This window comes from Pseudomonas sp. GW101-3H06 (assembly GCF_059424605.1).
The window spans coordinates 4,530,992-4,552,427 of sequence record NZ_JBWKZO010000001.1 but is presented as its reverse complement, the minus strand read 5'-3'; the positions used below and the strand labels follow the sequence as shown (position 1 = coordinate 4,552,427).

Below are 21,436 nucleotides of genomic sequence, written 5' to 3'. Positions count from 1 at the left end.
TAGAGTCGGCCTAGAACCGGGCCACACCAAAACTGTTGGCTTGCAACGGCCGCACCTGAGCTTCGTGACAGATATCCAGCAAGTAACCGAGCAAGGTCCGGGTGTCCCGTGGATCGATCAAACCGTCGTCCCACAGATTGGCACTGCCGTAGAGTGCCGTGGACTGGCTGTCGAGTTTCTGCGCGGTGACCTGTTCCAGCGTGTCGAGCATTTTCGGGTCGGGTACCAGGCCATCCTTGGCCTGTTTGGCCTCGGTGACGATGCGCAGCACCTTGCCGGCCTGTGCGCCGCCCATGACCGCGGTGCGGCTGTTGGGCCAGGCGAAGATGAAGCGCGGGTCGAGGCCGCGGCCGCACATCGCGTAGTTGCCGGCGCCATAGGAACCACCCACCACAAGGGTGAGTTTCGGTACACGGGCGTTGGCCACCGCCTGGATCATCTTGGCGCCGTGCTTGATCACGCCTTGCTGCTCCGATTCGGTGCCGACCATGAACCCGGTGGTGTTGTGGAAAAACAGAAGCGGTGTCTGGCTCTGGTCGCACAGCTGAATGAACTGTGCAGCCTTGCTCGCACCCTTGGGCGTGATCGGGCCGTTGTTGCCGATGAAGCCGCAGGTGCGCCCCTGGATTTTCAGGTGACCGCAAACGGTCTGCTGGTCGAACTCGGCCTTGAACTCGAGGAAGTTCGAGCCGTCGGCGATACGGGCGATGATTTCGCGTACGTCGTAAGGCTTTTTCGGATCATCCGGGATCAGCCCCAGCAATTCATCGACGGGGTAGAGCGGTTCTTCCCATTGCGCTTCCGGGCACCACGGCAGTTGATCGTTCCAGGACAGCAGGCTGACGATCTCGCGCACCTGGCGCACGCCGTCGGCATCGTTTTCGGCCAGGTATTCTGCGGTGCCGGCGGTTTGCGCGTGCATCTCGGCGCCGCCCAGTTCTTCATCGGTGGCGACTTCGCCGGTGGCTGCCTTGAGCAGCGGCGGCCCGGCGAGAAACAGCTTGGCCTTGCCGCGCACCACCACCACGTAGTCCGACAAACCCGGCTGATAAGCACCACCGGCCGTCGCCGAGCCATGCACGACGGTAATCTGCGGCAGACCCATGGCCGACATTCGCGCCTGATTGGCAAAGCTGCGCGCACCCTCGACGAAAATCTCCGCTGCATAGTTGAGGTTGGCGCCGCCGCTTTCGGCAAGGGTAATCACCGGCAGTTTGTTTTCCATGGCGATCTGTTGCAGGCGCAGGGACTTTTTCAAACCGCTGGGGGAAATGGTCCCGCCCTTGATCGCGCTGTTGTTCGCCACCACCAGCACGCGCACGCCGGACACGTAGCCTATGCCGGCGATCAAGCCACCACCGGCGGAGCTGCCATCCTTGTCGTCGTGCAGTTTGTAGCCGGCCAGGCTTGCCAGTTCGAGGAACGGTGCACCGGGATCCAGCAGCAGGTTGAGGCGTTCACGGGGCAGCAATTGCCCACGCTTGTCGAATTTTTCCTTGGCTTCAGCGGCCTTGTTCAGCAGGTTCTGTTCGAGCACCCGGACTTGCTCGATGCACGTCAGCATCGCCGCGCGATTGCAGGCGAACTGTTCGCTTTGGGGGTCGAGTTGCGACTGAATCACCGGCATGGGTTATTCCTTGTTCTTGAGCACGTCGGACCGCAGTACGTCTGGTAAGTACGCGCGATGGAAGCCGTTGTACGACTCACTGTTCTGCGCCTTGTGAATCGGCCAGGCCCGCCCGCCGAGGCTGGCGGCGCCATCGATGCGCAAGGTGCTGCCGCTGATAAACGCCGCCGCCGGGCTGAGCAGGAAAACGATCGCGGCGCTGACTTCCGATTCGGTGCCGATGCGCTTGAGCGGGACGTGTTCACGCAAGGTCGGGATCACCGCCTTGAATGCGCCTTCGTAGGTGTCCATGCCACTGGATGCGATCCAGCCCGGTGCCACGGCGTTGACCCGCACCCCGGCATAGCCCCATTCGAAAGCGGCGGTCTTGGTCAGGTTGTCCATGCCCGAACGCGCCGCGCCGGAGTGGCCCATGCCGGGCATGCCGCCCCACATATCGGCGAGCATGTTGACGATGGCGCCGCCGTGCTTGCTCATGGACTGGTTGAACACTTCCCGGGCCATCAGGAAACCGCCCACCAGATTGGTGCGCATGACCGTTTCGAAACCCTTCTGGTTGATCGAGGCCAGGGGCGACGGGTACTGCCCACCGGCATTGTTGACCAGGCCGTGAATCGGGCCGTGCTTGTTGATCAGGTCGCCGACGCGATCCTTGACTGCATCTTCGTCTCGGATGTCGCAGACGATCCAGTCCGCCTTGCCACCGTCCTCGGCAATTTCCGCGGCAACGGCTTTCAGTTTGTCGGCCTTGCGACCCACTAGCAGCACTTGGGCGCCGAGGGCCGCCAGTTCGTGGGCGGTGCAACGGCCGATGCCACTGCCGCCACCGGTCACGATGATGGTCTGGCCTGCAAACAGCTCAGCTTTGAAAATCGAATCGTAAGCCATGGCGGCAATCCTCTAGTTGACCTGGTCGGCGATGCGTTGCGGCACCGGAATCTGGATTTCCAGCAGTTGCTGGGCGAAGGCCTTGCCTTGCGGGTCGATGCGCAGGCTGGCGACACCGCCGCCGCCGAGGGCGTTTTCCAAGAGAAAATTCAGGCTGTGGGTGGCAGGCAAATACCAGCGTTCGACGCGCCCGTGGACCGGGTCGAGGACATGGCTCATCCAGTCGACGATCACTTCCGGGGTCAGCGCTTCAGCGATCCACGGCAGGTACTCGGGCTCGCGGGCCATGACCCCGATGTTGCTGTGGTTGCCTTTATCGCCGGAGCGCGCCACGGCGAGCTTGATCAGTGCCACGCTGGCGTCGGCCGGGCCGTCGGGTTTGGGTGGTTCGAACGGCGCGGGCAAATCGTGGGTATCGAGCACTTCCAGGGCGGGCAGGGCGCATGAATGGCGCTGGCCCATGAGATCAATTTCCAGCGTGCAAGTGGTTTTGTCGATGAGGAACGAGAACAAGCGGATCAGCGGATACACCGTCGGCCGTCCACCGACGATGCCGGTCAGCCCCGGTGCCATGCCAGTGGCGGCCTGGGCGATTTCCCGGGAAAACAGGATCAACGCTTGTTTGTTCGGATGTCGCACCGCCAGTTTGATCACTACTTCACGGCTGTCCTGGCGGTGGCCATGGGGGCCGTAAGTGGCCTCGCTGCCAAGCAGTTCGATACTCACATCGCTGTAGGGCGCCCAGCCGCGCCGGGTGAAGATTTCCGAGGTCTTGTTGATGATCGCTTCGCTGACACGCCGGGCCTTGTCGACCGCATCGATGCCGGCGATCAGGCAACTGGCGGTACAGCGGTAACCATCCGGGTAGGTGGCGCTGACCTTGTATTGATCGGTCGGCGCAAGGCCTTTTGCACCGTGCACCTGAACGGCGTTCTTGCCTTGTTGCACGAGTCTGACCTGGGTGAAATCGCAGACTACGTCCGGCAGCAAATAAGCGCGCGGATCGCCGATCTCATAGAGCATCTGTTCGCCCACCGTCAGAGGTGTAACCAGGCCTCCGGAGCCCTCGGGTTTGCTGATGATGAACTGGCTGTCGGCGCTGACTTCGACGATGGGAAAGCCGATGTGTTCGTAGTCGGGCACATCGCGCCAGTCAGTAAAGTTGCCGCCGGTGCACTGCGCGCCGCATTCGATGATGTGCCCGGCCAGCGCAGCCTGCGCCAGTTTGTCGTAGTCGTGCCACGACCAGCCGAATTCATGCACCAACGCCGCGCTGACCACGGCGCTGTCGACCACGCGCCCGGTGATCACGATGTCCGCGCCAAGGCGCAGGGCCTCGACGATGCCCGGCGCGCCGAGGTAGGCGTTGGTCGAGACGCACATTGGCGGAAGCGGGGCGCCGCTGAACATTTCATGAACACCGCGAGCGCTCAATTGCTTGAACTGCGGTTGCAGGTCATCACCCAGCAGCACGGCGATCTTCAAGGCGACCCCGGTCTTGTCGCAAGCCGCTTGCAGGGCGGCGGCACAGGCCTGTGGATTGACCCCGCCGGCATTGCTGATGACGCGGATTTTCCGCTCGGCGATCTGCGGGAGCAGGGGGCTCAAGACTTCAACGAAGTCGCTGGCGTAACCGGCCTGGGGATCTTTCATCCGCGCGCCGGCCATGATCGACAGGGTGATTTCCGCCAGGTAATCGAATACCAGGTAGTCCAGGCGTCCGGCTTCCACCAGTTGCTCGGCGGCGGTCGAGGTGTCGCCCCAGAAAGCACTGGCGCAACCGATGCGAATAGTTTTGGGCGCAGTCAATTCCATAACCCCCTCCGGCAAATGTGTCTCGAGACTACCAAGCAAGCGCTTGGTTTGTAAACGACTGAAATATCTTATGCCCGAGCGCTTGCTTGGTTGCCAATGCCAGCTTAAATTGCCCGCGCAACCCCGCTGTTTTAGCGGTGATCATGACTGTAGGAGAGAACGGGTGGACGAGCAAAAAGCCCTGAGGGTCATGCGTGAACTGGTCGACAACGGCCAGTTGACCGATCCGGACAGCGCCCGTGGCAAGCTGCTGCAAGTGGCGGCCCACCTGTTTCGCAATAAAGGCTACGAGCGCACCACGGTGCGTGATCTTGCTGGCGCCGTGGGTATCCAGTCGGGGAGCATTTTCCATCACTTCAAGAGCAAGGACGAAATCTTGCGGGCAGTGATGGAAGAGACCATCCGCTACAACACGGCGCTGATGCGCGCAGCCATCGCCGAAGCCGGCAGCGTGCGCGAGCGGGTGCTGGCGCTGATCCGTTGTGAATTGCAGTCGATCATGGGTGGCAGCGGCGAGGCCATGGCGGTGCTGGTCTACGAATGGCGCTCGCTGTCCGAGGACGGCCAGGCCAAAGTCCTGGCGCTGCGGGACATCTATGAAGACATCTGGCTGCAGGTGCTGGGTGAGGCCAAGAGTGCCGGGTTCATACGCGGTGATGTATTCGTCACCCGACGCTTCCTCACCGGAGCATTGTCCTGGACCACCACCTGGTTTCGCGCCGATGGCAGTATGAGCCTCGATCAGTTGGCCGATGAGGCGCTGATTCTGGTGTTGGAGGAGAAATAATAAGTTTGTGTTGGTCGGCAGGAAACTGGCTAACTGGGCGAAACCGCCTAGCTTGAATGCATTGATGCGGTATTTCTGGGGAGTGGGTCGTTTTGATGTCTTCGCCAATTTGGACGGCTTCGCGTCTTTTGCTGGCAGCGCTGGCGGCGTTATCGATACTGCCGTCCCAGGCAGCACAACTGGTGCGCATCGGTGCCGCACATTTTCCGCCGTATACCGTGCGCCCGGAAACCGGTGTCGACACGGGGCTGCTGCCGCAACTGGTCGAAGCGCTCAACGCCCTGCAAAGCAATTATCAGTTCGTACTGGTGCCGACTTCCATTCCCCGGCGTTTTGGTGACTTCAAGCAAGGCCGGGTGGACATGGCGATCTTCGAAAACCCCGACTGGGGCTGGAAAGATATTCCACACACCACTGTCGACATGGGCCTGGAAGACGCCGAGATATTCGTCGCGCAACGCCGGCCCGAAGGACAACCAGCTCGCCAGCAAGACTATTTTGCCAACCTGACGGGAAAACGACTGGCGCTGTTCAGCGGTTACCACTACGAATTCGCCAATTTCAACGCCGAGCCCAAATACCTCGCCACCCACTACAACGCCACGTTGACCTACTCCCACGACAGTAACCTGCTGATGGTACTGCGCGGCCGCGCCGACATCGCCCTGGTCACACGCTCTTACTTGAGCGACTACTTTTTACGCAATCTGAAAGTCGCCGATCAGTTGCTGGTGTCCGATCGTATCGATCAGGTTTATCACCACTACGCCATCCTGCGCCCCACCGCGCCGATCACGGGCGAGGCGTTCGGAAACTTGCTGCAAGGGCTGCGGGACAATGGGCAGATGCTGAAGATTTTCAACCCGTACAAGATTGCGATCGTGCCGGTGCCGCACTAAGCGGGATGGCGTCACAGGTCGCGTTTTGACCGTAATCCTGTTCTTAGGAAGCGGGTGTATATCCGTCTTGATCAGATCCTCTTAAATTTCCCACCCCGGCTCACGTCACATCGTAGAACTGTCGACGATTATCGTGAGCCCGATCCATGTCCAATCCCAATGCCCTGACTGCCCTGGCCTTACCCACAGGCAACCGTCTTGTAGCCGACGAAACCGAAAACCGGCTGAGCCTCAGCCTTGAAGGACAACCACTGATCCAGCTGCGCCTGAACCGCGACTGCCAGTTGCAACTGCAATTGGAAGAGAGCAGCGATCATCCTGTCAGCCAGGCCATTTGGTCAGCCTGCTATTGGTTGTTCGCCCGAAACCCGGCCTGCCAGCGCCTGACCTGGCGACTGGATGAAGCGCCGACTGAGGCTTTGCTCAGCGGCTTACTGGTCACTACGGAAACCGTCGGCGAGTACCGCTGCGAACGCACCTTGTTCTGGCAGTTGCCGCAGCCCTGGCGGGTGCAGCCGCTGACCAGCAGTTATCCACAGCAAATGGTCATCAGTGGTGGCAAGCGCCATCCGCTGCGGCCGGTAAAGCCGCAGGGCGAGGTCTATCGGCGTTTCGATGCACGACTCGGGGCTTGGATTTCCTTGCGCACGGTCGACATCGACCAAGACCTTGCCCGTTTCAACCGTTGGCAGAACAGCCCGCGCGTGGCAAGTTTCTGGCAGGAGGAGGGCAGTCTCGAACAGCATCGTGAGTACCTGAAAAAACTCGCAGCGGATCCCCACACGGTGACGCTGATCGGCTGTTTCGACGATCAACCGTTCGCCTATTTCGAAGCCTATTGGGCCAAGGAAGATCGCATCGCACCGTTCTACGATGCCGGCGATTACGACCGGGGCATTCACATGCTGGTGGGTGAAGAAAACCACCGCGGTCCGCACAAGGTGGCGAGCTGGTTAACGGCGTTGACGCACTACCTGTTTCTCGACGATCCGCGCACTCAGCGAGTGGTTGCCGAGCCTCGTGCCGATAACGCCAGGATGATCGGGTACATGCAGGGGCAGCGATTCCATTGCGAAAAGGAATTCGACTTCCCGCACAAGCGTGCCGCGTTGATGGTGTTGGGGCGTGAGCGGTTTTTTGAGCGGTGTGAGTTGGTTTGATGGGTAGGGCTCAAGACCTTCACTGGTCTTGAGTCAGTCTTCGCGAGCAAGCCCGCTCCCACATTTGACCTGTGAACGCAGGACTAATGTGGGAGCGGGCTTGCTCGCGAAGGGGGGCGACGCAAATGTCAGATCTTAACGACGGGCGCTGGTATGCGCACGACTGCCCGAGACCTTGCGGCAATGCACCAGTGCATCGCGAATCATGAAGTTCACCAGGGTCGGCGAGACACCGAGTTCCTTGGCAATATCCTTTTGAGGCACGCCGTGCAGGCGGTACATCTCGAAGGCGTAGCGGGTGCGGCTCGGCAGTTCGGTGAGCGCGTCGGCGATGTTTTCCAGGGTGGAAAAATTGATGTGCGACGTTTCCGGTGAAGCCCCCTGAATCACCACGTTCAGACCTTCCTCTTCAGGCCCGGAATATTTCAGCTCCAGTGCCTGCTTGCGGTAATGATCGATCGCCAGGTTGCGCACGATCTGGAACAGATAGCTGAGCTGAGCCTTGAACGAGGACGTGATCTGCGGCGCCGATTGCAGGCGGAAGAATGCATCCTGCACCACATCCTCGGCACGCGAGCGACAGCCGGTGATGCGGGCAGCAATCTTGACCAGAATCAGTCGATTGTCGACGAAGGCCTGTAGTAGCGGCGAATCGCACCTGCTTGTGGACACTTGTTCCGTCATGGAAATCACCTTGCTGCCAAATAGGTCGGTAGGACGCCTGGATGACCTGGGCAGTCCTACACATCGAGCGACAAATTATGTTGAATGATAATGATTGTCAATTGAGAAAGAGAAGTAATGCTCCTTGAAGGTGCAGAACGAGAACTGCGACACGCTGTCGCTCCCCTTGCGGCCCCGGCCCGGTTGGCGTTCAAGCCAGTCGACTAATTATTTCAAGATGTCATCCGTTCTCATTGGTGAATGGCTCCGGGCCGCAACCCCGGGAGTACAGCATTACCAATGCCTCGCGCGCTCGGCGAAGACCGCGTCCTGCGCGCCTTTGAATGGGGCGTGACGTCCGTGGGAGCGAGCAGGCTCGCTCCCAAAAAAAACCGATTTTATTTGCAAGCCGAATTCAGGCAGGAAACCTCATGACCGACGCATTCGAAATCCCCGGCACACTGGTCCAAGCCCTTCAGCGCCGCGCGGTCCTGACGCCGGATCGGCTGGCCTTGCGTTTTCTCGCCGAAAGCGAGGATCAGGCTGTGGTGCTCAGTTATCGTGAGCTGGATCAGCGAGCGCGGATTATTGCCGGTGCGCTGCAGGCCGAAGCCGGTTTGGGTGATCGCGCGGTGCTGTTGTTTCCCAGCGGCCCGGATTACGTCGCGGCGTTCTTTGGCTGCTTGTATGCCGGGGTCATCGCCGTGCCGGCTTACCCACCGGAGTCGACGCGCCGGCATCATCAGGAGCGCCTGCTGTCGATCATCGGCGATGCCGAGCCGCGTCTGTTGTTGACCAGCGCCGGCCTGCGCGATGCACTGCTGCAGATTGAAGGTGCACCGCCGCTGCTGTGTGTCGACACGCTCGACAATGCGCTGGCCGAGCGCTGGTTCGAGCCGGACCTGCAAGATGATGACATTGCCTTTCTGCAATACACCTCCGGCTCCACCGCGTTACCCAAAGGCGTGCAAGTCAGTCACGGCAATCTGGTGGCGAACGAGCTGTTGATCCGCCACGGTTTCGGCATCGACCTCAATCCCGACGACGTGATCGTCAGCTGGCTGCCGCTGTACCACGACATGGGCTTGATCGGCGGCCTGTTGCAACCGATTTTCAGCGGTGTGCCGTGCGTGTTGATGTCGCCGGCGTACTTTCTCGGCCGGCCATTGCGCTGGCTGGAAGCGATCAGCGAGTACGGCGGCACTATCAGTGGCGGGCCGGATTTTGCCTATCGCTTGTGCAGCGAGCGGGTCAGCGAGTCGGCGCTGGAGCGACTCGACCTGAGCCGCTGGCGTGTGGCGTATTCCGGGTCCGAGCCGATTCGCCTCGACACCCTGGAGCGCTTTGCCCGGAAGTTCGCCCGCTGCGGTTTCACAGAGGACAGTTTCATGGCCTCTTACGGTTTGGCTGAAGCTACGCTTTTCGTGGCCGGTACTGCGCGCGGTCAAGGTATCGGCAACCTGCGTGTCGACGATCAAGCCCTGGCGCAGAACCGTGCACAAATGGGCGAGGGCAGCGCGATCATGAGTTGCGGCATCAGCCAGCCCGATCATGGGGTGCTGATCATCGACCCTGCATCGCTCGGCGAGCTGGCGGACAACGCGGTGGGCGAAGTCTGGGCCACCGGCCCGAGCATCGCCCACGGCTACTGGCGCAACCCCGAGGCGTCCGCCAAGACTTTCGTTCAGCACGCCGGCCGGACCTGGCTGCGCACCGGTGATCTGGGCTTCATGCGCGGCGGTGAACTGTTCATCACCGGTCGCCTGAAAGACCTGCTGATCGTGCGCGGGCACAACCTTTATCCACAGGACATCGAGCAAACCGTCGAGCGTGAAGTGGAGGTGGTGCGCAAAGGGCGCGTTGCCGCGTTCGCGGTGAACATCGGGGGTCAGGAAGGCATCGGCATCGCTGCGGAAATCAGCCGTAGCGTGCGAAAAGTCCTGCCGCCCGAAGCCCTGATCAAAGCCATTCGCCAGGCCGTGGCCGAGGCCTATCAGGAAGCACCGAGTGTGGTGGTGCTGCTCAATCCGGGCGCCTTGCCCAAGACCTCCAGCGGCAAGTTACAACGCTCGGCGTGCCGCAATCGCCTGGCGGACGGCAGCCTCGACAGCTATGCGGTGTTCCCGTCGGCCACCACTGAAAACCAAGAATCGACGGCATCTGCCTGCGAACTGGAAGCACGGATCGGCCAGATCTGGGCCGAACAATTGAACGTCAATCAGGTCAGCGCCGACGATCATTTCTTCCTGCTCGGCGGCAACTCGATCGCCGCCACGCAAGTGATCGCCCGGGTGCGTGATGAACTGGGCCTGGAGCTGAACCTGCGCCTGCTGTTCGAAGCACCGACCCTGGCTGCGTTCGCCGCCGCCGTGGCACAGCAACAACAAGACGGCGGCAGCGCCCAAGGCGAAATCACCGCGTTGTCGGGCACCGATGCGATGCCGCAATCGCTGGCGCAAAACCGTCTGTGGATAACCTGGCAACTTGATCCGCAAAGCAGCGCCTACAACATTCCCGGTGCCTTGCGCCTGCGCGGCGAGCTGGACGAAGACGCCCTGCGCATCAGCTTCCAGCAATTGATCGAGCGCCACGAATCCCTGCGCACGCGGTTCTTCGAGCGCGACGGCGTGGCCTTGCAACAGGTCCAAGCCGCAGGCGCGTTCAATCTGCAACTGATCGACATCAGTGATCTGCCGCTCTGCGAGCGTGAAGCTCGCGCTCGGCAAATCCGCGAGGACGAGGCTCGCACCCAGTTCGATCTGGAAAATGGCCCGTTGCTGTGGGTAACGCTGGTGCGCCTGGATGACGAAGATCATCAGCTGTTGGTGACGATGCACCACATCATCGCCGACGGTTGGTCGCTGAACGTACTGATCGACGAGTTCTCGCGGCTGTACACGGCGGCCTGCCAAGGGCAGCAGGCAGCGCTCGCTTCATTGCCCACGCAATACGCCGATTACGGCAGCTGGCAGCGCCAATGGCTGGCACAAGGTGAGGGCCAGAGGCAACTGGCTTACTGGAAAGCGCAATTGGGTGACGAGCACCCGACGCTTGAACTGGCCACCGATCATCCGCGTTCCGCCAGGCAGAATCACAGCGCCGCCCGTCACACCGTGCGTCTGGGCGCGCCCCTGAGCGAGGCCATTCGCCAGACTGCCCAGACCCATGAGTCGACATCCTTCATGTTGTTGCTCGCCGCGTTCCAGACCCTGTTGCATCGCTACAGCGGTCAGCGCGACATCCGCATCGGCGTGCCCAATGCCAACCGCCCGCGTCTGGAAACCCAAGGCCTGATCGGGTTCTTCATCAACACCCAGGTGCTGCGCGCCGAGGTGGATTCGCGGCTGCCATTCATCGAATTGCTGGGGCAAACCCGTCAGGCCGCGTTGGGCGCGCAGGCGCATCAGGATCTGCCGTTCGAACAATTGCTCGAAGCCTTCCCACAGGCGCGTGAACAAGGCTTGTTCCAGATCATGTTCAACCATCAGCAGCGTGACCTCAGCGCCTTGAAACGCCTGCCGGGGTTGCTCGCTGAAGAGCTGCCGTGGCACAGCCGTGAAGCCAAGTTCGATCTGCAACTGCACAGCGAAGAGGATCGCAACGGTCGCCTGACGTTGTCCTTCGACTATGCCGACGAGTTGTTCGACGCCGCGACCATTGAGCGTCTGGCCGCGCATTTCAGCCATCTGCTACAAGCCATATGTGCGCAACCGGCCACCGCTGTCGGCGACCTGCAGTTGCTGACGTCGACCGAACACGAACAGCAAAACACCTGGGGCGTTACCCCGTGCGAACCGGCGCAACAGTGGCTGCCGGCGCTGCTCAACGAACAGGCACGCCAGACGCCGGAGCGTACCGCACTGTTGTGGGACGGCGGCAGCCTGGACTTCGCCGAACTGCACACCCAGGCCAATCGCCTGGCTCATTACCTGCGCGACAAAGGTGTCGGTCCGGATACCTGCGTAGCCATCGCCGCCGAGCGTTCGCCGCAACTGCTGATCGGCCTGCTGGCGATCATCAAGGCCGGTGGCGCCTACGTGCCTCTGGACCCGGATTACCCCGCCGAGCGTCTGGTCTACATGCTCAGCGACAGTGGCGTCGAGTTGCTGCTGACCCAGACCGCTTTGCTCGACCGCTTGCCGGCCACCGATGGCGTCAGCGTGATCGCCATGGACACCCTGCATCTGGAAAACTGGCCGAGCCATGCGCCAGGCCTCCATTTGCACGGCGACAACCTGGCCTATGTGATTTACACCTCCGGTTCGACCGGCCAACCAAAAGGTGTCGGTAATACCCACGCAGCCTTGGCCGAACGTCTGCAATGGATGCAGAACACTTATCGCTTGAACGACAGCGACGTGCTGATGCAGAAGGCGCCGATCAGTTTCGACGTGTCAGTCTGGGAATGCTTCTGGCCACTGATCACCGGCGCGCGCCTGCTGATCGCCGGCCCCGGTGAACATCGCGATCCACATCGCATCGCGCAGCTTGTTCAAGCCTTTGGCGTGACCACGCTGCACTTCGTGCCACCGCTGCTTTCACTGTTCATCGACGAACCGCTGAGCGCCGAATGCACGAGTTTGCGTCGTGTGTTCTCCGGCGGCGAAGCCTTGCCCGCCGAATTGCGCAATCGCGTGCTGGCACACCTGCCGGCGGTGCAACTGCACAATCGCTATGGCCCGACTGAAACCGCGATCAACGTCACTCATTGGCACTGCAGCAGCGCCGATGGCGAGCGTTCGCCGATTGGCCGGCCGCTGGGCAACGTGGTCTGCCGCGTGCTGGATAGCGAATTCAATCCGGTGCCGGTCGGTGTGCCGGGTGAACTGTGCATCAGTGGCATTGGCCTGGCCCGTGGTTACCTTGGTCGTCCGGCGCTGACCGCCGAACGTTTCGTGGTCGACCCACTGGGTGAACAGGGGGCGCGGCTGTATCGCACCGGCGACCGTGCACGCTGGACGGCGGACGGCGTGATCGAATACCTCGGTCGTCTCGATCAGCAGGTCAAGTTGCGGGGCTTTCGCGTCGAACCGGAAGAAATCGAAGCGCGTCTGCTGGCCCGGGAGGGCGTCGCCCAGGCCGTGGTGCTGGTGCGCGAAACCGCGGCCGGTGCACAGCTTATCGGCTATTACACCGCCACTGACGCCACCGAAACCGAAGAGGCTCAAACCGCGCATCTGAAAACCGCACTGGCCGCCGAACTACCGGAGTACATGGTCCCGGCGCAACTGATGCGCCTGGTGCAAATGCCCCTCAGCCCGAGTGGTAAAGTCGACCGTCGCGCCCTGCCGGAACCGCAGTGGCAGGTGCGTGAACACGTTGAACCGGTGACTGAACTGGAACAACAAATCGCCGGCATCTGGCGCGAAGTGCTGGGGCTGGAACAAATCGGCCTGCGCGACGATTTCTTCGCCCTCGGCGGTCATTCGTTGCTGGCCACGCAAATCATCTCCCGTACCCGTCAGGCCTGTGACGTCGAGTTGCCGCTGCGTGCGCTGTTCGAGCACAGTGAACTCGGCGCGTTTGCCGAACAGATCCGCCTGATCCAGGCCAGCGGCCACACCAACAAACAGCCGCCAATTGAAAAGGTCGATCGTCATCAACCGGTGCCGCTGTCCTATTCCCAGCAGCGCATGTGGTTCCTCTGGCAAATGGAACCGGACAGCCCGGCCTACAACGTCGGCGGCATGGCGCGTCTGCGCGGGGTATTGGATGTCGGGCGTTTCGAGGCGGCGCTGCAGGCGCTGATCCTGCGCCACGAAACCCTGCGCACCACCTTTCCGAGCGTCGACGGCGTGGCCCGTCAGCAGGTGCATGCCGAGACGGGTGTGCGCATGGATTGCAAGGATTTCTCGACGTTGTCCATTGACGACCGCGAGCAGCGCGTGCAGCAACTGGCTGACGATGAAGCGCACCTGCCGTTCGACCTGGAAACCGGTCCGCTGCTGCGTGCTTGTCTGGTCAAGACCGCCGGGCAAGAACACTATTTCGTGCTGACCCTGCACCACATCGTCACCGAAGGTTGGGCGATGGACATTTTCGCCCGGGAACTCAGCGTACTGTACGAAGCCTTCGTCGACGACCGCGAATCGCCGCTGGCGCCGTTGCCGGTGCAGTACCTGGACTACAGCGTCTGGCAGCGCCAGTGGCTGGAGTCCGGCGAACGTCAACGCCAGCTCGACTATTGGACTGCGCAGCTGGGCGGCGAACATCCGTTGCTGGAGTTGCCCGGTGACCGTCCGCGCCCACCGGTGCAAAGCTATCAGGGCGAACTGTTCCGTTTCGACTTGAGTGATGATCTGGCGGCGCGGGTCCGTGCCTTCAATGCGCAACAGGGCCTGACACTGTTCATGACCATGACCGCCGCGCTGGCTGTGCTGCTTTATCGCTATAGCGGTCAGACCGACCTGCGCATCGGCGCGCCGGTGGCCAACCGCATCCGCCCGGAAAGCGAAGGGCTGATCGGCGCGTTCCTCAACACCCAGGTGTTGCGCTGCCAGCTCGATGGCCAGATGTCGGTCGGCGAGTTGTTCGAGCAGGTGCGCCACACCGTGATCGAAGGCCAGTCCCATCAGGACCTGCCATTCGATCATCTGGTGGAGGCCTTGCAACCACCGCGCAGCGCCGCCTACAACCCGTTGTTCCAAGTGATGTGCAACGTGCAGCGCTGGGAATTCCAGCAGAGCCGCACACTCGCCGGCATGAAGGTGGAGTACCTGGCCAACGATGCCCGCGCGACCAAGTTCGACCTCAACCTTGAAGTCACCGACCTCGACCAACGCCTGGGCTGCTGCCTGACCTACAGCACCGATCTGTTCGACGAGCCGCGCATCGCGCGCATGGCCAGACATTGGCGCAACCTGCTGCAAGCGCTGATCACCGATCCGCAGCAACGTCTGAGCGAACTGCCGCTGCTCGATGCGCCGGAACAGCAACAACTGCTCGACAGCCTTGGTGTCGAGCCGGGCGAGCATCGCCTCGATCAGTGCATCCATCATCTGTTTGCCGAGCAGGCGCTGGTGCGCAAGGACGCGCCGGCACTGACCTTCGCCGGGCAAACCCTCAGCTACGCCGAACTCGACAGCCGCGCCAATCGCCTGGCCTGGGCGCTGCGCGAACGTGGCGTCAGGCCGCAGGTGCGCGTGGGCCTGGCGCTGGAGCGTTCGCTGGACATGGTGGTCGGCCTGCTGGCGATCCTCAAGGCCGGTGGCGCCTACGTGCCGCTGGACCCGGAATACCCGCTCGATCGCCTGCATTACATGATCGAGGACAGCGGCATTGGCTTGCTGCTCAGCGATGCGGCGATGTTCAAGGCGCTGGGTGAGTTGCCATCCACCGTGGCCCGTTGGTGCCTTGAAGAGGACGCCCCCGAACTGGCCCATTACCCGACCACCGAGCTGCCATTGCTCAGCCTGCCGCAACATCAGGCTTACCTGATCTACACCTCGGGTTCCACCGGCAAGCCCAAAGGCGTGGTGGTGTCCCACGGTGAAATCGCCATGCACTGCCGCGCCGTGATTGAGCGCTTCGGCATGCGCCCGGATGATTGCGAGCTGCATTTCTATTCGATCAACTTCGACGCCGCCACCGAGCGCCTGCTGGTACCACTGCTCAGCGGTGCGCAGGTAGTGTTGCGTGCCCAGGGCCAATGGGATGCTGAAGAAATCTGTGGATTGATCCGCACCCATCGCATCAGCATTTTGGGGTTCACCCCAAGCTACGGCAGCCAGTTGGCGCAGTGGTTGGCGACGAAATACGAAATCCTGCCGGTACGCATGATCATCACCGGCGGTGAAGCACTGACCGGGGAACACTTGCAGAGGATTCGCGCGGCGTTCAAGCCGAGCCTGTTCTTCAATGCCTACGGCCCGACTGAAACCGTGGTCATGCCGCTGGCCAGTCTCGCGCCCGAGGTGTTGGAGGAGGGAACCGGCAGCGTGCCGATCGGCAGCGTGATCGGCGCCCGCGTGGCGTACATTCTTGACGCCGATCTGGCCCTGGTGCCACAAGGCGCGACGGGTGAGTTGTTCGTCGGCGGTGCTGGCTTGGCCCAGGCGTATCACGAGCGTGCGGGCATCACCGCCGAACGCTTTGTCGCCGATCCGTTCGCGGCCAATGGCGGGCGCATGTACCGCACCGGTGACCTGGTGCGCCAGCGTGCCGATGGATTGGTGGAATACCTGGGCCGGATCGACCATCAAGTGAAAATCCGTGGTTTCCGCATTGAGCTGGGTGAAATCGAAACCCGCCTGCTGGACCATGAGTCGGTGCGTGAAGCGGTTGTATTGGCACTCGATGCACCGAGCGGCAAACAACTGGTTGGCTATCTGGTAACGAACGTTGCCGAGCAAGGCGAAGTGCAACAGGCCGACCTGCGCGAAGCCCTCAAGTCACACCTCAAGGCGCAACTGCCGGACTACATGGTGCCCACGCATCTGATCCTGCTGGCCAGTATGCCGCTGACCGCTAACGGCAAGCTCGATCGCCGTGCGTTGCCGGCACCGGACCCGGAGCTGAACCGCCAACAGTACGTGGCACCGAGCAACGAACTTGAGGTGACCCTGGCGCAGATCTGGTGCGAAGTGCTCAACGTCGAACAGGTCGGTCTCAACGACAACTTCTTCGAACTCGGCGGCGACTCGATCCTGTCGATCCAGGTGGTCAGCCGCGCGCGGCAGCAAGGCATTCACTTCAGCCCGCGAGACCTGTTCCAGCACCAGACCGTGCAGACCCTCGCGGTCATGGCAACTCGCACCGAGCAGGTCATTGCCGATCAGGGATTGCTCACCGGCCAATCGCGCCTGACGCCGATCCAGCACTGGTTCTTCGACACCGACATCCCGCAGCGCCAGCACTGGAACCAGGCGTTGTTGCTGCAACCGACCATGACGCTGGAACCCCATCGCCTCGAGCAGGCGTTGCTGGCGCTGATTGAACAACACGATGCCTTGCGCCTGCGCTTCAGTGAAGTCGCTGGTCAATGGCATGCCGAGCATCAGGCAATTTCCGATACGCCGGTGTTGTGGCAAGTGCGCGTGTTGTCCATGGACAAATGTGCCGCCCTGTTCGCCGACGCCCAGCGCAGCCTCGACCTTGCAGAAGGACCGCTGATGCGCGTGCTGCTGGTCGATGGCCCCGAGGGGCAGCAACGGCTGTTCATCGCCATTCACCACCTGGTGGTGGACGGGGTTTCATGGCGTGTGCTGCTGGACGACCTGCAACGCGTGTATCGCCAACTCGACGCACAGCAGGTGGTGAAACTGCCGGCGAAAACCAGCGCGTTCAAGGACTGGGCCGCACGCTTGCAAGCCTATGCCGGCAGCGAATCCCTGCGAGAAGAACTGGGCTGGTGGCAGGCGCAACTGGCAGGGCCGAATGCGCATTTGCCGTGCGAACGCCCCGAGGGCGGCCGACAGAACCGCCATGCGCACACCGTCAGCGTGCGCCTCGATAGCAAGCGCACCCGGCAATTGCTGCAACAGGCACCGAGCGCTTATCGCACCCAGGTCAACGACCTGTTGCTGACCGCGCTGGCCCGTGTTGTGTGCCGCTGGAGTGGTCACGAATCGGCGTTGATTCAACTGGAAGGTCATGGCCGCGAAGCGCTGTTCGACGAGATCGACCTGACCCGCACCGTCGGTTGGTTCACCAGCGCTTATCCACTGCGCCTGACACCCGCGCCAGAGCAGGGGGACTCGATCAAGGCGATCAAGGAGCAACTGCGTGCCGTGCCGCATAAGGGCCTGGGTTACGGTGTGCTGCGTTATCTCGCCGATGATCTGAGCCGTCAGCGCATGGCCGCGTTGCCGGTGGCGCCGATCACCTTCAACTACCTGGGGCAGTTCGACCAGAGCTTCGGTGCCGAGGCGTTGTTCCGTCCGCTGGATGAAGCCATCGGCGCGGCCCACGATCCGCGGGCGCCGTTGCCCAACGAGTTGAGCGTCGACGGTCAGGTCTACGGCGGTGAACTGGTACTGCGCTGGACTTTCAGCGCCGAACGCTTTGATCCGCAAACCATCCGCGATCTGGCCGACGCTTACGTGGGCGAGTTGCAGAACCTGATCGAGCATTGCCTGGCGGATGACGCGGGCGGCCTGACGCCGTCGGACTTCCCGCTGGCGAAACTGAGCCAGACACAACTCGATGCGCTGCCGGTGCCGGCCTCGGTCATCGAAGACGTCTATCCGCTGACCCCGATGCAGGAAGGCATGTTGCTGCACACCTTGCTGGAGCCGGGCACCGGCCTGTACTACATGCAGGACCGCTACCGCATCAACAGCGAGCTTGATCCGCAGCGCTTCGCCCAGGCCTGGCAAGCGGTGATCGCCCGTCATGAAGCCTTGCGTGCGTCATTCTGCTGGAACATCGGCGAAGACATGCTGCAGGTTATCCACAAGCCGGGCAGCACGGCGATTGAATACCTGGACTGGAGCGATCTTGCCGGCGCCGAGCAGGAGGCCAAGCAGGAAGCCAGGCTGCAAACCTTGCTCAAGACCGAGCGCGAAGCCGGGTTCGATCTGCTCAATCAGGCACCGTTCCACCTGCGCCTGATCCGGGTCGGCGCGGCGCGTTACTGGTTCCTGATGAGCAACCACCACATCCTCATCGATGCCTGGTGCCGTTCGTTGCTGATGAACGATTTCTTCGAAATCTACAGCGCCCTCGGCGAAGGCCGGGAAATCCAGCTGGCCGTACCGCCGCGCTATCGCGACTACATCGGCTGGTTGCAACGCCAGAACCTGGACGAAGCACGGCAGTGGTGGAAAACCAACTTGCAGGGCTTCGAACGGACCACACCGATCCCGAGCGACCGACCGTTCCTGCGTGAACATGCCGGCGACAGCGGCGGCATGATTGTCGGCGACCGCTACACAAGGCTAGACGCCCGTGACGGTGCACAATTGCGCGAACTGGCCCAGGCCCATCAACTGACCATCAATACGTTCGCCCAGGCAGCGTGGGCTTTGGTGCTGCGACGCCTGAGCGGCGATCGAGACGTGCTGTTCGGCGTCACGGTGGCCGGGCGTCCGGTGGACATGCCGCAAATGCAGCGCACCGTCGGCCTGTTCATCAACAGCATCGCGCTGCGAGTGAAGATGCCGGAGGACGATCAGCGTTGCAGTGTGCGTCAGTGGCTGACGGGGTTGCTCGACAGCAACATGCAGTTGCGCGAGTACGAGTACCTGCCGCTGGTGAACATCCAGGAGCAGAGTGAGCTGCCCAAAGGTCAGCCGCTGTTCGACAGCCTGTTCGTGTTCGAAAACGCCCCGGTGGAAGTCTCGGTGCTGGACCGCGCACAAAGCCTCAACGCCACCTCGGATTCGGGCCGCACCCACACCAACTTCCCGCTGACGGCGGTGTGCTATCCGGGGGATGACCTTGGGCTGCACCTGTCTTACGACCAGCGTTACTTCGACGAGCCCACGGTCGAACGCCTGCTCGGCGAGTTCAAGCGACTGCTGCTGGCGTTGGTCGAAGGCTTCCACGAGGACATGGCCGACCTGCCATTGCTGGGGGGCGAGGAACAGGACTTCCTGGTCCATGGCTGCAACCAGAGCGAGCATGACTATCCGCTGGAGCAGAGCTACGTGGCGTTGTTCGAAGCGCAGGTAGCCGCGCATCCACAACGCATAGTTGCGAGCTGCCTGGATCAGCAGCACAGCTACCTGGAGCTGAACCAGCGCAGTAACCGGCTCGGTCACGCCTTGATCGCTGCGGGTGTTGGTGTGGATCAACCGGTCGCGTTGCTGGCTGAGCGTAATCTCGATCTGCTCGGCATGATCATCGGCAGCTTCAAGGCGGGCTCGGGGTATCTGCCGCTGGATCCGGGGCTGCCGAGCCAGCGCCTGAGCCGCATCATCGATCTCAGCCGCACGCCGCTGCTGGTCTGCACCCAGGCCTGCCGTGAGCAAGCGCTGGCGTTGCTGGATGAGTTCGGTTGCGCCAATCGACCGAAGTTGCTGGTGTGGGAAGAGGTGCAGGCGAGCGATGCATCGGTGGCCAACCCGGGCATCTACAGTGGCCCGGACAATCTGGCCTACGTGATCTACACCTCCGGTTCCACCGGTTTGCCCAAAGGTGTGATGGTCGAACAGCGCGGCATGCTCAATAACCAGTTGAGCAAGGTGCCGTACCTGAACCTGGGCGAGGCCGACGTGATCGCCCAGACCGCGTCGCAAAGCTTCGATATTTCGGTCTGGCAGTTCCTCGCCGCGCCGTTGTTCGGCGCGCGGGTGGACATCGTGCCCAATACCATCGCCCACGATCCACAGGGCCTGTTGGCCCATGTGCAGAACCAGGGCATCACCGTACTGGAAAGCGTGCCGTCGCTGATCCAGGGCATGCTCGCCCAGGAGCGCATGAGCCTTGACGGCCTGCGCTGGATGCTGCCGACCGGTGAGGCGATGCCGCCGGAACTGGCGCACCAATGGCTGTTGCGTTATCCCGATATCGGGCTGGTGAACGCCTACGGGCCGGCGGAATGCTCGGATGACGTGGCGTTCTTCCGTGTCGACATGGCCTCGACCCGCGGCAGTTATTTGCCTATTGGCACGCCGACTGATAACAACCGTTTGTACCTGCTCGATGTCGCGCTGGAACTGGTGCCGCTGGGTGCGGTGGGTGAGTTGTGTGTTGCCGGTACCGGGGTCGGGCGCGGTTATGTCAGTGACCCGCTGCGCACCGCCCAGGTGTTTGTGCCGAACCCGTTCGGTGCGCCGGGGGATCGCCTGTACCGCACGGGCGACCTGGCCCGCCGTCGCAGTGACGGTGTTCTGGAGTATGTAGGGCGTATCGACCATCAGGTGAAGATTCGCGGCTATCGCATCGAACTCGGTGAAATCGAAGCGCGTCTGCATGAACAGCCGGAGGTCCGCGATGCGGCGGTGGGAGTGCAGGAAGGGGGGAACGGCAAACACCTGGTTGGCTATTTGGTATCTGCTGATTCAGTGCTCAATCCGGCTGAACGTCTGGAACGCATCAAGCAACGCCTGCGCGCCGAATTGCCGGAATACATGGTCCCGCTGCACTGGTTGTGGCTCGACAGGATGCCACTTAACGCCAACGGCAAACTTGACCGCAAGGCCCTGCCGGCGCTGGACATCGGCCAGTTGCAGAGCCAGGACTATGCCGCACCGCGCAATGACCTGGAGCAGACTTTGGCCGCGATCTGGGCCCAAGTGCTGAAGGTGGAGAAAGTCGGCATCCGCGACAACTTCTTCGAACTGGGCGGGCATTCGCTGCTGGCCACGCAAATCGCCTCACGCGTGCAGAAAACCCTGCAACGGGACGTGCCGCTGCGGGCGATGTTCGAGTGCAGCACGGTGGAGGAGCTGGCGGGGTACATCGACGGATTGGCCGCCAGCGACATCACCGAGGAGAAGGTGGATCGGTTGAATGATCTGATGGCGGAGCTGGAGGGGCTTTGATGCTCTAGCGCCAGTACCGGCCCCTTCGCGAGCAGGCTCGCTCCCACATTTGGACTGCGAATACAGGTCAAATGTGGGAGCGAGCCTGCCCGCGAATGCATGGGTACAGGCGCATACAATCGTGCGATTGACTGCGAACCGTCAGCCGCTCAATCTTCCCGCTCCTTTTT

8 protein-coding genes are annotated in these 21,436 nt (G+C 61.9%); 4 read left to right on the top strand and 4 right to left on the bottom strand.

The window, feature by feature from the left end; translation table 11 throughout:
* Positions 1–10: 10 nt before the first annotated feature.
* Genes atuC through AC07ZE_RS20650 form a run of 3 tightly spaced genes read right to left on the bottom strand, consistent with a single transcriptional unit; the run spans position 11 to position 4,330 of the window.
* Positions 11–1,627 (bottom strand): acyl-CoA carboxylase subunit beta, encoded by a 1,617-nt coding sequence (gene atuC, locus AC07ZE_RS20660; RefSeq protein WP_207266445.1) that lies wholly within the window; start codon positions 1,625–1,627, stop codon positions 11–13.
* 3 nt (positions 1,628–1,630) lie between these two features.
* Positions 1,631–2,515, bottom strand: a complete 885-nt coding sequence (locus tag AC07ZE_RS20655) for an SDR family oxidoreductase (protein WP_207266444.1) — start codon at positions 2,513–2,515, stop codon at positions 1,631–1,633.
* Between the two features lie 12 nt (positions 2,516–2,527).
* The gene (locus AC07ZE_RS20650; protein WP_207266443.1) at positions 2,528–4,330 is read right to left on the bottom strand and encodes an acyclic terpene utilization AtuA family protein; all 1,803 of its coding nucleotides are present in this window, start codon (positions 4,328–4,330) and stop codon (positions 2,528–2,530) included.
* 163 nt (positions 4,331–4,493) lie between these two features.
* Here AC07ZE_RS20650 and AC07ZE_RS20645 point away from each other — a divergent pair, with 163 nt between their 5' ends.
* The 3 genes from AC07ZE_RS20645 to AC07ZE_RS20635 all read left to right on the top strand — a co-directional run bounded on the left by AC07ZE_RS20645 (position 4,494) and on the right by AC07ZE_RS20635 (position 7,176).
* On the top strand, positions 4,494–5,117 hold the full coding sequence (locus AC07ZE_RS20645; protein ID WP_137807296.1) for a TetR/AcrR family transcriptional regulator: 624 nt from the start codon (positions 4,494–4,496) through the stop codon (positions 5,115–5,117).
* Positions 5,118–5,212: 95 nt separating this feature from the next.
* A complete protein-coding gene (locus AC07ZE_RS20640) occupies positions 5,213–6,016 on the top strand; it encodes a substrate-binding periplasmic protein (RefSeq protein WP_207266442.1) in 804 nt (267 codons plus the stop codon).
* A 146-nt stretch (positions 6,017–6,162) separates the two neighbouring features.
* Positions 6,163–7,176, top strand: a complete 1,014-nt coding sequence (locus tag AC07ZE_RS20635; protein ID WP_207266441.1) for a GNAT family N-acetyltransferase — start codon at positions 6,163–6,165, stop codon at positions 7,174–7,176.
* Between the two features lie 135 nt (positions 7,177–7,311).
* On the opposite strand, the gene AC07ZE_RS20630 is transcribed toward AC07ZE_RS20635, so the two are convergent.
* A complete protein-coding gene (locus tag AC07ZE_RS20630; protein WP_207266440.1) occupies positions 7,312–7,860 on the bottom strand; it encodes an RNA polymerase factor sigma-70 in 549 nt (182 codons plus the stop codon).
* 410 nt (positions 7,861–8,270) lie between these two features.
* Between AC07ZE_RS20630 and AC07ZE_RS20625 the strand changes: the two genes are divergently transcribed.
* A complete protein-coding gene (locus tag AC07ZE_RS20625) occupies positions 8,271–21,266 on the top strand; it encodes a non-ribosomal peptide synthetase (protein WP_207266439.1) in 12,996 nt (4,331 codons plus the stop codon).
* Positions 21,267–21,436: the final 170 nt, after the last annotated feature.

Coding starts and splice junctions, on each gene's coding strand:
- AC07ZE_RS20625 (WP_207266439.1), top strand. CDS start 8,271: ATGACCGACGCATTCGAAATCCCCGGCACACTGGTCCAAGCCCTTCAG.
- AC07ZE_RS20640 (WP_207266442.1), top strand. CDS start 5,213: ATGTCTTCGCCAATTTGGACGGCTTCGCGTCTTTTGCTGGCAGCGCTG.
- AC07ZE_RS20630 (WP_207266440.1), bottom strand. CDS start 7,860: ATGACGGAACAAGTGTCCACAAGCAGGTGCGATTCGCCGCTACTACAG.
- atuC (WP_207266445.1), bottom strand. CDS start 1,627: ATGCCGGTGATTCAGTCGCAACTCGACCCCCAAAGCGAACAGTTCGCC.
- AC07ZE_RS20635 (WP_207266441.1), top strand. CDS start 6,163: ATGTCCAATCCCAATGCCCTGACTGCCCTGGCCTTACCCACAGGCAAC.
- AC07ZE_RS20655 (WP_207266444.1), bottom strand. CDS start 2,515: ATGGCTTACGATTCGATTTTCAAAGCTGAGCTGTTTGCAGGCCAGACC.
- AC07ZE_RS20650 (WP_207266443.1), bottom strand. CDS start 4,330: ATGGAATTGACTGCGCCCAAAACTATTCGCATCGGTTGCGCCAGTGCT.